At 59.9% G+C, this 11,617-nt stretch carries 10 protein-coding genes and 1 pseudogene; 5 read left to right on the forward strand and 6 right to left on the reverse strand.

The features are described 5' to 3' along the window. Window positions 1–141: 141 nt before the first annotated feature. Window positions 142–1,539, forward strand: coding sequence for an MFS transporter (locus ACYZTK_RS18305; RefSeq protein WP_462011134.1), 1,398 nt, complete (start codon window positions 142–144; stop codon window positions 1,537–1,539). A gap of 9 nt (window positions 1,540–1,548) precedes the next feature. Then, window positions 1,549–2,085: a single-stranded DNA-binding protein gene (locus ACYZTK_RS18310; protein ID WP_462011135.1), complete on the forward strand. Its 537-nt coding sequence runs from the start codon at window positions 1,549–1,551 to the stop codon at window positions 2,083–2,085. Between the two features lie 72 nt (window positions 2,086–2,157). On the opposite strand, the gene ACYZTK_RS18315 is transcribed toward ACYZTK_RS18310, so the two are convergent. Both ACYZTK_RS18315 and ACYZTK_RS18320 read right to left on the reverse strand, forming a co-directional pair. Then, on the reverse strand, window positions 2,158–4,362 hold the full coding sequence (locus tag ACYZTK_RS18315) for an OsmC domain/YcaO domain-containing protein (protein ID WP_462011136.1): 2,205 nt from the start codon (window positions 4,360–4,362) through the stop codon (window positions 2,158–2,160). A gap of 138 nt (window positions 4,363–4,500) precedes the next feature. Beyond that, a complete protein-coding gene (locus ACYZTK_RS18320; RefSeq protein ID WP_462011137.1) occupies window positions 4,501–5,055 on the reverse strand; it encodes a cysteine hydrolase family protein in 555 nt (184 codons plus the stop codon). 103 nt (window positions 5,056–5,158) lie between these two features. On the opposite strand from ACYZTK_RS18320, the gene ACYZTK_RS18325 reads away from it, so the two are divergent. From ACYZTK_RS18325 to ACYZTK_RS18335, 3 genes are all read left to right on the forward strand, one after another. Continuing rightward, window positions 5,159–6,145: a GlxA family transcriptional regulator gene (locus ACYZTK_RS18325; RefSeq protein ID WP_462011138.1), complete on the forward strand. Its 987-nt coding sequence runs from the start codon at window positions 5,159–5,161 to the stop codon at window positions 6,143–6,145. A 129-nt stretch (window positions 6,146–6,274) separates the two neighbouring features. After that, window positions 6,275–7,384, forward strand: a complete 1,110-nt coding sequence (locus ACYZTK_RS18330) for a DUF3182 family protein (RefSeq protein WP_462011139.1) — start codon at window positions 6,275–6,277, stop codon at window positions 7,382–7,384. Further along, window positions 7,374–8,132 carry an alpha/beta hydrolase family protein gene (locus ACYZTK_RS18335; RefSeq protein ID WP_462011140.1) on the forward strand — a complete coding sequence of 253 codons (759 nt, stop codon included), beginning with the start codon at window positions 7,374–7,376 and terminating at the stop codon, window positions 8,130–8,132. The genes ACYZTK_RS18330 and ACYZTK_RS18335 overlap by 11 nt, the downstream gene beginning before the upstream one ends. A gap of 112 nt (window positions 8,133–8,244) precedes the next feature. On the opposite strand, the gene ACYZTK_RS18340 is transcribed toward ACYZTK_RS18335, so the two are convergent. From ACYZTK_RS18340 to ACYZTK_RS18355, 4 genes and pseudogenes are all read right to left on the reverse strand, one after another. After that, window positions 8,245–9,231, reverse strand: coding sequence for a lysylphosphatidylglycerol synthase domain-containing protein (locus tag ACYZTK_RS18340; RefSeq protein ID WP_462011141.1), 987 nt, complete (start codon window positions 9,229–9,231; stop codon window positions 8,245–8,247). Continuing rightward, window positions 9,218–10,510: a cardiolipin synthase ClsB gene (clsB, locus tag ACYZTK_RS18345; protein ID WP_462011142.1), complete on the reverse strand. Its 1,293-nt coding sequence runs from the start codon at window positions 10,508–10,510 to the stop codon at window positions 9,218–9,220. Before clsB ends, ACYZTK_RS18340 begins: the two co-directional genes overlap by 14 nt. Continuing rightward, window positions 10,507–11,301, reverse strand: a complete 795-nt coding sequence (locus tag ACYZTK_RS18350) for an endonuclease/exonuclease/phosphatase family protein (RefSeq protein ID WP_462011143.1) — start codon at window positions 11,299–11,301, stop codon at window positions 10,507–10,509. The genes clsB and ACYZTK_RS18350 overlap by 4 nt, the downstream gene beginning before the upstream one ends. A gap of 94 nt (window positions 11,302–11,395) precedes the next feature. Beyond that, window positions 11,396–11,615, reverse strand: a pseudogene (locus tag ACYZTK_RS18355) (DUF72 domain-containing protein); the annotation flags it as partial. Window positions 11,616–11,617 lie beyond the last annotated feature (2 nt).

The following is an 11,617-nucleotide window of genomic DNA, read 5'->3' on the forward strand; positions in this document are numbered from 1 at the left end:
CTGGATGGATGCACACTATCAAACGAGCGGGTTATTCTCTTACATGAAGAGTCTGTCAGGTGAGCGCGGCAAAGCGTCGCGATGTACCCTGTCAATCGATGGGACTGGTAGAATCGCCGCCGGTTCACATGAGGTTTTTCCATGCACGATCCCCACAGCGAACGCATGAGTGGCAGTGAGACCCGCGCAGCAAGCGGTCTGGCCCTGGTGTTCGCCTTCCGTATGCTTGGCATGTTCATGGTGTTGCCGGTTTTGGCGACCTACGGGATGGACCTGGCCGGAGCGACCCCGGCCCTTATCGGGCTGGCGATTGGCGCTTATGGCCTGACCCAGGCGCTGTTCCAGATTCCGTTCGGCTTCATATCCGACCGCATTGGCCGGCGTCCGGTGATTTACTTTGGGCTGATCATCTTCGCCCTGGGCAGCGTACTCGCCGCCAATGCCGACTCGATCTGGGGCGTGATTGCCGGGCGCATCCTGCAGGGTGCCGGTGCGATCTCCGCAGCGGTGATGGCATTGCTGTCCGACCTGACCCGGGAACAGCACCGTACCAAAGCCATGGCCATGATCGGCATGACCATCGGTTTGTCATTCGCCGTGGCGATGGTCGTCGGCCCGCTGCTGACCCGCGCCTTTGGGCTCTCCGGGTTGTTTCTCGCCACCGGCGGCATGGCCCTGCTGGGCATTGTCATCGTAATGTTCATGGTGCCCCGTGCCAGTGGCCCGCTGCAGCATCGCGAGTCCGGGGTCGCGCGCCAGGCCCTGATGCCGACGCTCAAGCACCCGGACCTGTTGCGCCTGGACCTGGGCATTTTTGTGTTGCACGCCATGTTGATGTCGAGCTTCATCGCCTTGCCCCTGGCGCTGGTCGAAAAAGCCGGCCTGCCCAAGGAGCAGCACTGGTGGGTCTACCTCACCGCGCTGCTGATTTCTTTCTTCGCCATGATCCCGTTCATTATCTACGGCGAGAAGAAACGCAAAATGAAACGAGTTTTATTGGGCGCAGTGCTGACGCTGATGCTCACTGAGCTATTCTTCTGGCAGTTCGGCGATAGCCTGCGGGCTCTGGTAATCGGCACGGTGGTGTTCTTCACCGCGTTCAACCTGCTGGAAGCTTCGTTGCCATCGCTGATCAGCAAGGTTTCACCAGCAGGCGGCAAGGGCACGGCCATGGGGGTTTATTCCACCAGCCAGTTCCTGGGTTCGGCGTTGGGCGGGATCATGGGCGGGTGGATGTTCCAGCATGGCGGTTTGTCGGCTGTGTTCCTCGGATGCGCCGGGCTGGCTGCCCTCTGGTTGGCCTTTGCTGTTACCATGCGCGAACCTCCCTACGTAACGAGCCTGCGCTTGCCGTTGTCGCCCGAGGCGATCCGCGAAGCGGGTCTGGTCGAGCGCCTGATGGCCGTTGTAGGGGTAACAGATGCAGTCGTGGTCGCTGACGAAGCGGCCATTTACATCAAATTGGACACCGAACTATTGGATCGCACCACCCTCGAGCGCCTGGTGAACAACCCGGCCCCGACAGCGTGCGAAGCCTAGGAGAACGTTATGGCCCGTGGGGTTAACAAAGTCATATTGGTCGGCACTTGCGGCCAGGATCCCGAAGTTCGCTACCTGCCTAACGGTAACGCCGTGACCAACCTGAGTCTGGCGACCAGCGAACAGTGGACTGACAAGCAAACCGGTCAGAAGGTCGAGAAGACCGAATGGCACCGTGTTTCTATGTTCGGCAAAGTGGCGGAGATCGCCGGCGAATACCTGCGCAAGGGTTCGCAAGTCTACATCGAAGGCAAGCTGCAGACCCGTGAGTGGGAAAAAGACGGTATCAAGCGTTACACCACTGAAATCGTGGTCGACATGCAAGGCACCATGCAGCTGCTGGGCGGCCGGCCACAGCAGGGCGACCAGCAAGGTGGGGGCAACAACTACCAGCAGTCCGCTCCGGCTCCACGCCAGCAGGCTCCGCGCCCGCAGTCGGCACCGCAACAGTCTGCCCCGCAGCAACAGTCGCGTCCGGCACCTCCGCAGGCCGCTCCGCAGCCAGCTCCGGACTTCGACAGCTTTGACGACGATATCCCGTTCTAGGATCTGCAGCTTTCTCAGAACCGTGAACAAAAAAAAGCGAAGCCATATGGCTTCGCTTTTTTGTGGGCGCTGTTAACGGGATGAATTCGTCACATTAGCCCGCGCCGTATGCAGCTTCTTGTAGCTATCAATCAACCGCAGATGCCGATCCAACCCCTCCAGCTTCATGCTGGTCGGCGTCAAGCCGAAGAAACGCACGCTGCCGTCCACCGAGCCGATCGCTGCATCCGTGCGCTCGCTGCCAAACATCCGGCGGAAGTTGGTCTCGTAGTCTTCCAGTTCCAGGTCTTCGTCCAGCTTCATCTCCAGCACCACGTTGACGGCCTGGTAGAACAAGCCACGTTCGACAGTGTTGTCGTTGTACTGCAGGAACATTTCCACCGCTTCCTTCGCTTCTTCATGTTGCTGCAAGGCGAGATAAATCAGCAGTTTCAACTCCAGTATTGTCAGCTGACCCCAAGCGGTGTTGTCGTCAAACTCGATGCCGATCAACGAGGTGATGTCGGTGTAGTCGTCCAGCTCGCTTTCCACCAGGCGCTCGACCAGCGCCTTCAATTCATCTTCATCCAGGCGATGCAGGTTGAGGATGTCCTCGCGGAAGAACAGCGCCTTGTTGGTGTTATCCCAGATCAGGTCGTCTGCGGGATAGATTTCCGAGTAGTCCGGCACCAGGATGCGGCACGCCTTGGCGCCGATATGCTCGTAGACCGCCATGTACACTTGCTTGCCCATGCCATCAAGAATGCCGAACAAGGTTTCGGCTTCCTCGATATTGGAATTTTCACCCTGGCCGGAAAAGTCCCACTCGACGAACTCGTAATCTGATTTGGAACTGAAGAAGCGCCACGACACCACGCCGCTGGAATCGATGAAGTGCTCGACGAAGTTATTCGGCTCGGTCACCGCATGCCCTTCAAAAGTCGGCTGCGGCAGGTCGTTGAGGCCTTCGAAGCTGCGGCCCTGGAGCAATTCGGTGAGGCTGCGTTCCAGCGCCACTTCCAGGCTCGGGTGCGCGCCGAACGAGGCGAATACACCGCCGGTACGCGGGTTCATCAAGGTGACGCACATCACCGGGAATTCGCCGCCCAGGGATGCATCCTTGACCAGCACGGGGAACCCTTGTTCTTCCAGCGCCTGAATACCGGCCAGGATCCCGGGGTACTTGGCCAGTACGTCGGCCGGCACATCCGGCAAGGCAAATTCGCCCTCGATGATCTCGCGTTTGACCGCGCGCTCGAAGATCTCCGACAGGCACTGCACCTGGGCTTCGGCCAGCGTGTTACCAGCGCTCATGCCGTTGCTCAGGAACAGGTTTTCAATCAGATTGGACGGGAAGTACACCACTTCACCATCGGATCGACGTACGTACGGCAGCGAGCAGATGCCGCGTTCTTCATTGCCCGAGTTGGTATCGATCAGGTGGGAGCCACGCAGCTCGCCGTCGCGGTTGTAGATCTTCAGGCAGTATTCGTCGAGGATTTCGCTGGGCAGTGCGTCTTTGCGACCAGGCTTGAACCAGCGCTCGTCCGGGTAGTGCACGAACGCCGCGTTGGCGATGTCTTCGCCCCAGAACTGGTCGTTGTAGAAGAAATTACAGTTGAGTCGCTCGATAAACTCGCCCAACGCCGACGCCAGCGCGCCTTCCTTGGTCGCGCCCTTGCCGTTGGTGAAGCACATCGGCGAGTGCGCATCGCGGATATGCAACGACCAGACGTTGGGTACGATATTGCGCCACGAGGCGATTTCGATCTTCATGCCCAAGTCCGCCAGGATGGCTGACATGTTGGCGATGGTTTGCTCCAGCGGCAGATCCTTGCCGGCGATATAAGTGCTCGCCTCCGAACTGGAAGCCGGCATCAGCAGCGCCTGGGCGTCGGCATCCAGGTTGTCCACTTCTTCGATCACAAACTCAGGCCCGGCCTGCACCACTTTTTTGACCGTGCAGCGGTCGATGGAACGCAGGATGCCCTGGCGATCCTTGTCGGAAATGTCCGCCGGCAACTCGACCTGGATCTTGAAGATCTGGTTGTAGCGGTTTTCCGGGTCGACAATATTGTTCTGCGACAGGCGGATATTATCTGTGGGGATATTGCGGGTGCTGCAATACAACTTCACAAAGTACGCCGCGCACAGCGCCGACGAAGCCAGGAAGTAGTCGAACGGGCCCGGAGCTGAGCCATCGCCCTTGTAGCGGATAGGTTGATCGGCCACCACCGTGAAGTCATCGAACTTGGCTTCAAGTCGAAGGTTGTCGAGAAAGTTGACCTTGATTTCCATGGGGGATTACCAGAATAACGGGCTAGACGATTTGGCCGCCATTATCCGGCATTTGAGCGGTATGTCTCGTGGCCGTCTGACGATATGTCCCCACCGAGCCGTTTTATCGGCAACGGAGGGGACTCAGACGTTAAGGCGTCAGTAATTGGCGGCGAGGAATTCGTCAGTGGAAATCACGCTCGCATAAGCAAAACCCAACGCTGACATGAACGCTGCGTGAACCTGGGCAGCCGGAACGGTCACTCCATTGAACTCCAGGTCTCGGCTGGCGCAGGCGTCATGAATGACCGTGACGGTGTAGCCAAAATCGGCAGCGGCGCGGGTGATGCCGTCGACGCACATATGGCTCATGCTGCCGACCACCACCAGTTCCTTGATGCCTTGCTCGTCGAGGATCGATTTCAGCTCGGTCTCGCGGAACGAGTTGACGAAGTGCTTGAGCACCACCGGTTCATCGGCGCGGTTCAGCACCTTGGGGTGCAACTTCGCACCCTCGGAGTCCGGGGTGAAAAACGGAGCTTCGTCTGAGGTGAATTCGTGGCGGATGTGTACTACCGAATCACCCGCCTCGCGAAATGCGGTGAGCAGACGGACGGCGTTGTCGGCTGCAGCGTCGGCGCCGACCAGCGGCCACTTGCCTTGGGGGAAGTAGTCGTTTTGGATATCGACTACGATGAGTGCTTGCTTGGCCATGAGTGTTTCCTCGAAATGTTTGTTTTGGGTGTGGACTGAGTATTGGCTGAAGCAGACCGTTCGGGGATTGGCCGCACCGACAATAGAAGGGGGAAAACTGACAATGAACCTGCAAAGGACTGTCGCGGAGTTGGGCGTGCTGATTTATCCCGGCGCGCAGATGGCGGCGGTGCATGGTTTGACGGACCTGTTCGGGGTAGCCAACCGGATTGCCGCCGAGTATCAGTCAGAGCAATTGCCGCTGCTGCGGGTGAGTCACTGGCAGGTCAATGGTGATCAAGCGCCCGAGCGGGCGTTCGACAGTCATCCCGCGCCCGACAAAGCCCTGGTGGCGGTATTGATTCCGCCTTCAATTGGCGGTTTTACCGAAGGTCAGGCGTCTCCGGCCTTGATCGGCTGGCTGCGTGAGCAACATGCGCGCGGGGCGACGCTGGGCGGGGTGTGCGTAGGTTCGATTCTGCTGGCCGAAAGCGGCTTGCTCGACGGCCGTAGCGCCACCACGCACTGGACTTCGGCAAAGGCTTTCGCCGAGCGCTATCCCGCAATCCAGCTCAAGGCGGACACGCCGATTGTCGATGACGGCGACCTGATTACCACTGCCGGTTTGATGGCCTGGTCCGAGTTGGGCTTGCGCCTGGTCGATCGGCTGCTTGGACCGAGCATCGCCACCGGCACCGCCAGGTTTCTAGTGGTCGAACACAGCGACAGTGCGAGCGAGTGCGGCAGCAACTTCTCGCCCATACTCAATCATGGTGATGCGGCGATCCTCAAGGTCCAGCACTGGTTGCAAAGCACCGGGGCGACCGAGGTCTCCCTGGCGGTGATGGCGGAGCGCGCAGGGCTGGAAGAGCGCACTTTCCTGCGCCGGTTTCGGGCCGCCACCGGGCTTAAACCGACCGAGTACTGCCAGCATCTGCGAGTCGGCAAGGCGCGGCAAATGCTTGAGTTCAGCAACGGCACCATCGATCACATCGCGTGGACCGTGGGCTATCAAGACCCCGGTGCATTCAGGGCGACGTTCCGCAAAATCACCGGTCTGGCGCCGAGTGATTATCGCAGCCGCTTTGGCGTGGGCGCCGGCCAGAGTTGAACACAAGAGGGCGCAACATGTCGGAATGGTTAGCCGCAGGATTCGCGAGCGGTCTCCAGCAAGTGGCACCTGGCTTGATCAAAGGCACCCTCTTGCAACATTTATCCAGCGCAGATTGAAGGGGGATGCATGACCCCAACAAACCGCAAGAAACTGGTGGTCGCGCATTCCGTGCGGGCCCAGGCGCCTCAGCATGAGGTGGAGACCAATCGGGCGCTGGCCCGTTGGCTGGCGCAAATCCTCGGGCTGAAATTCGGCGGCAGTTACGACGCTGCAGTGCACGACGGTCGCGAACTGTATCTATTGCCAACCCAGACCCTGGTCGGCGCGGCGGCTGCTCACGAACTAGGCGTCAGGGGGCCGGAGGATTTGTGGGGCGGCTACGTCGACCATGATTTCATCTGCACCAAGGCCATCAGTCATGGTTTGTTCAGTCGCGATGCACAGGCACCGGAAGGCTGGTCGCCGCTATTTTCCGAGCGGGTGCGCAAGGTGGTGCTCGACGGTCTGAGCGTCTTTTCCCTGGAAGACGCCCGCCCCGCAGCGGAGCATCTGTTGGAAAGCGGCCCGATCCGTCTTAAACCTGTCCATGCCTGCGCCGGCCGTGGGCAGGAGGTGGTCAAAAACCTTCGGCAATTCGACGCCATTCTCGCCAGGCCCGATGCCCAGGCGCTGTTCAGCGAGGGCGTGGTGCTGGAACAGGACCTGCAAAACGTGATCACCCACAGCGTCGGCCAGAGTTTTATTGGCGACAAAGTCCTGAGTTACTGCGGCGATCAATACCTGACCGAAGATGGTCACGGCGAGCAGGTTTACGGCGGATCAAACCTGTTGGTCGTCCAGGGGTATTACGAAGACTTGCTCGATCTGCCGCTGGCCGAGGATGTGCAACTGGCGATCCGCCAGGCGCAAGTGTTCGATAGCGCTGCCGACGAAGCCTATCCCGGGTTCTACGCGTCACGCCGTAATTACGACATTGCTCAAGGCCTGGACAGCACGGGGCAGACGCGCAGCGGTGTGCTCGAGCAGTCATGGCGCATGGGCGGTGCCAGCAGTGCAGAAGTTGCCGCCTTGCAAAGCTTTGTCAACGATCCGGAGATGCGCGCGATTCGTGTGTCCTCGGTGGAAACCTATATCGATCAGCCACTGCCGGCGGACGCTATCGAGGTGTACCGCGGACCTGCGGAAAACAGCGACTTTCTTCTCAAGTACGTGACGGTTGAATCCTATGACGGCTAGAAGCGAAACCATTCAGATCGACATCGACGATGAACAGATGGTCGGGACTTTTCTCAGCCCCAAATCCAAAGTCCCCGGCGTGCTGTTTGTGCACGGCTGGGGTGGTAGCCAGGAGCGCGACCTGGAACGCGCCAAGGGCATTGCCGGGTTGGGTTGCGTGTGCCTGACCTTTGACTTGCGCGGACACACTGGCGGCACCGGTATTCCGCTGACCCGGGTGACCCGTGAAGATAATCTGCGCGACTTGCTGGCGGCCTACGACCGGCTACTCGCGCACCCGGCGCTGGATACTTCGGCGATTGCGGTGGTTGGTACCAGCTATGGCGGCTACCTGGCGTCGATCCTCACCTCATTGCGCCCGGTGCGCTGGCTGGCGCTGCGGGTCCCGGCGCTGTATCGCGATGAGCAGTGGCACACGCCCAAGCGTGAGCTGGACAAGACCGATTTGCGTGACTACCGCAATACGCTGATCCGCGCCGACAGCAATCGGGCGCTACATGCGTGTTCACAGTTCACCGGGGATGTGTTGCTGGTGGAGTCGGAGACTGACGATTATGTCCCGCATGCGACGATCATGAGTTACCGGGCGGCGTGTCAGCAGACTCATTCGTTGACTCACCGGATTATCGATGGCGCTGATCATGCGTTGAGTGAGTCGGTGTCGCAGCAGGCTTATACCTCGATCCTGGTGGACTGGATTACCGAGATGGTGGTGGGTGAGCGGTTGAGTATTATTCAGGCGACTTGAGACTTAGGGTGTTCTCCAGGGCGCCATCGCGAGCAGGCTCACTCCTACAGTTGGTCGCGGTCCCCTGTAGGAGTGAGCCTGCTCGCGATAGCGCTCTAGAAACCGCCACCAATCAACCGGGCTTCTTGGCAATCCGCAACGACTTGGCCTTCGCCTCCACCACCAGATACATCACCAGCGTAATCAACAGCGGCAAAATAAAATAAATCGCCCGATACGCCAGCAACCCCGCCACCAGGCTCCCCCGCGACGCCTCATGCTGCAGCAGCGCGACAAACACCGCTTCCAGCACCCCAAGCCCCGCCGGAATGTGCGTGATCACCCCGGCGATCGCGCTGATCAGCAGCACCCCCAGCACCAGTGGATAATCCAGCTTGCTCGGCAACAGGGTGAAGATCACCGCCGCCATCAACGACCAGTTCAGCGCCCCCAGCGCCAGTTGCAGCAGCGCCATGCGCAGCGACGGGAGGTTGATTTCCACGCCGCGGATCGACCACTCGCGACGCTTGGAGAACTGGCAGGCGGCCAGATACCCTGCGCTCACCAGCAGCAACAGCACCCCGACTACCTGCAAGGCCGTACTGCTCAGCTTCCAACCAGGCGGCATGCGCACCAGCCCACTGCTGAACACCGCACCGGCGATTACCATGTAGCCGAACCAGTTGGTCGCCAGGCTCAGGCCGAGAATCTTGGCGATGTTCCCCTTGCTCACGCCCAGGCGCGAATACAGCCGATAGCGCATGGCGATGCCGCCGACCCAGGCACTCAGATTGAGGTTGAAGGCATAGCTGATGATCCCCACCGGGAGGATCTGCTTCCAGGTCAGGTCCTGGCGAATATAGGTGCGTCCGATCAGGTCAAAACAGGCGTAAACCAGGAAACTCACCAGCGTCAGGCCCGAAGCGATGATCAACGTGCGCACCTTGAAGTCCGCCAGGGTGTCGAACACTTCATTCCATTCGATGCGCCGGGCGAGCAGGGTGAACAGCACAATCAACGCGAGGAAAAACAGCATCGTCAGCGGCCGTTTCCAGCGACTCCAGCGGGATTTGCCCGGGCTCTCGGCATGCGCTGCCGACTGTGTTTCAGCGCTGCTCATGTTTGTCGCTCCCGGTCGAATGGGTAAACAATTTCAGCCGTGGTTTATGCGCGGGCAGCCACCCGGCCCAGGCCGGAAAATGTCGCAGAAAGTGAAACACCAGAAAGCCCACGGTCATGTGCCAGACCCGTCCACGCGGTGATTTTTCCACGGACATGGCCTTGCAGTGATTGTTGCTGAGATCTTCAAGGCGCTCGAACAGCTGACGGTTGAAGGTCCGGTCGCGAATCAACACGTTGGCTTCCAGGTTCATCGACAGGCTCAACGGGTCGAGGTTGCTCGAACCTACGGTGCTCCAGTCTTCGTCAACCAGCGCCACTTTGCCGTGCAACGGGCGCTGGCAATACTCGTGAATCTGCACGCCGGCTTTGAGCAGGTAATCGTAGGTCATGCGCGCAGCCAGCTTGGCCACCAGCATGTCCGGTTGGCCTTGCAGGATCAGCTTCACTTCCACTCCACGACGGGCCGCGTTGCGGATTTCCCGAAGCAGGCGGTAACCCGGGAAAAAGTAGGCGTTGGCGATCACCACCCGACGCTGGGCACCGCGCAACACCTGGCGATACACCTCTTCGATATCGGTGCGGTGATCGCCATTGTCGCGATACACCAGGCGCACCTGGCCGTCGTGATCGGAAAACGCCAGTTCCGAGCGCCGCTGCCTGCGCCGTTGCCACCAATACTTGGCGCGACCCGGACGACCACTTTGCAGCAGGGCGAAATGATGAATGTCCGCCACCGCCGGACCCTGGATTTCCACGGAATAATCCTGCTTGGCCTCGGGGCCGAAATCGAGCAAGTGGTCGCCGGAAAAGTTGATGCCGCCGATGAACGCGATCGTGCCGTCGACCACCACGATTTTGCGATGCAGCCGGCGAAACCAGTTGGTGCGTATGCCCAGGCGCTTGGGCGCCGGGTCGAACAGCTGCAAATGGACTCCCGCTTCGCTCAACGCGGCGAGATAACCGGTGGTGAGTTCACCACAACCAAAACCGTCGAAACTTGCAGTGACGCGCACCCCCCGTTTAGCAGCGTCGATCAACACTTCCTGCAGCTCGTTGCCGACCTTGTCTTCAAACACGATGAAGGTTTCCAGGAGGATTTCCGTCTTGGCCTGGCGCATGGCCTCGAACACCCTGGGGAAATACTCTTCGCCGTTTTCCAGCAGTTCTACCCGATTGTTGCCATGCCAGGCGTACTCGACATCAACAGCCGCGGGCTCACCGACTGGCGGTACGGAAACGTCATCCAAAGCGGTTTTTTCCATCGACGGAATGCTCATAGCTCGATCTCCACCGATAGCGGTGCGTGGTCGGATAAGTGGGACCAGGGTCTCGTCGTCAGTACTTGCGGACGGCTGGCCTTGAGGTTGCGTACATAAATGCGGTCCAGGCGCAGTAGTGGCAGGCGTGCCGGGAAGCTGCGCGCAGGCTTGCCATGATATTCGGCGAACACCTCGCGCAAACCGCATGGCTTGAGCAAGGCATCGGCGCGCTGGCGCCAGTCATTGAAATCACCGGCGACGATCACGGGAGCTTCGGCGGGCAGTTCTTTAAGGCGCCGCGCCAGCAGCCGCAATTGTTCGTTGCGGTGGGTTTCGTGCAGGCCCAGGTGGACGCAGATCGCATGCACCTCCGGACCGTCGCCCGGCAGACGCAGCACGCAGTGCAGGATCCCGCGGCTTTCATGCCCGCTGATGGACACGTCGAGGTTGTCGTGGCGGATGATCTGGAATTTCGACAGCAGCGCATTACCGTGGTCACCGGCCGGGTAGACCGCGTTGCGGCCATAGGCGAACTGCGGCCAGAGGCTGTCGGCGAGGAATTCGTACTGCGGCATCGTCGGCCAGTTGTCGTAACGCTGGGGATGCTGCTCGTGGGTGCCATGGACTTCCTGCAGAAACACCACGTCGGCTGACACGGCACGTACCGCTTCGCGCAGTTCTGGCAGGATGAAACGGCGATTCAGCGCAGTGAAACCCTTGTGCGTGTTGACCGTCAGTACCGTGAAACGGCGAACGGCGGCGAGGGTTTGCAGTTGCTCCGGCGCGTTGGGCTGTTCAGACATGCTCATGACAGCACTCCTTCGGCCGCGGGTTCGCCGGGGGTAGTGGAAAGGCTGTCTTCAAGATGGAAACGCTCCAGCATTCGCCGCGCATCAAAGGGCAGATCGGCCCCGGTTTTTCCTTCAGCTCCAGCACGCCGGAGCCGAAGAAGTTCGAACGGCTTATGCACGTCCCGCAGGCGCTTGACGTGGGTGATGAACCGCGTGGCTTTGACGCTGAAGACAAAGTCAGCCGGTGTTTCGGCGTACCACTCGGCATACCGTTGCGGACGTTGCCAAGGCAGGTAACGCCAGCCTGAAATACCGATGTGAATCGCCGCCATAT

The organism is Pseudomonas sp. LB3P31 (assembly GCF_054897945.1).

Excerpts from the sequence above, each read along its gene's own strand:
- ACYZTK_RS18305 (WP_462011134.1), top strand. The coding sequence starts at position 142 with ATGCACGATCCCCACAGCGAACGCATGAGTGGCAGTGAGACCCGCGCA.
- ACYZTK_RS18310 (WP_462011135.1), top strand. The coding sequence starts at position 1,549 with ATGGCCCGTGGGGTTAACAAAGTCATATTGGTCGGCACTTGCGGCCAG.
- ACYZTK_RS18315 (WP_462011136.1), bottom strand. The coding sequence starts at position 4,362 with ATGGAAATCAAGGTCAACTTTCTCGACAACCTTCGACTTGAAGCCAAG.
- ACYZTK_RS18320 (WP_462011137.1), bottom strand. The coding sequence starts at position 5,055 with ATGGCCAAGCAAGCACTCATCGTAGTCGATATCCAAAACGACTACTTC.
- ACYZTK_RS18325 (WP_462011138.1), top strand. The coding sequence starts at position 5,159 with ATGAACCTGCAAAGGACTGTCGCGGAGTTGGGCGTGCTGATTTATCCC.
- ACYZTK_RS18330 (WP_462011139.1), top strand. The coding sequence starts at position 6,275 with ATGACCCCAACAAACCGCAAGAAACTGGTGGTCGCGCATTCCGTGCGG.
- ACYZTK_RS18335 (WP_462011140.1), top strand. The coding sequence starts at position 7,374 with ATGACGGCTAGAAGCGAAACCATTCAGATCGACATCGACGATGAACAG.
- ACYZTK_RS18340 (WP_462011141.1), bottom strand. The coding sequence starts at position 9,231 with ATGAGCAGCGCTGAAACACAGTCGGCAGCGCATGCCGAGAGCCCGGGC.
- clsB (WP_462011142.1), bottom strand. The coding sequence starts at position 10,510 with ATGAGCATTCCGTCGATGGAAAAAACCGCTTTGGATGACGTTTCCGTA.
- ACYZTK_RS18350 (WP_462011143.1), bottom strand. The coding sequence starts at position 11,301 with ATGAGCATGTCTGAACAGCCCAACGCGCCGGAGCAACTGCAAACCCTC.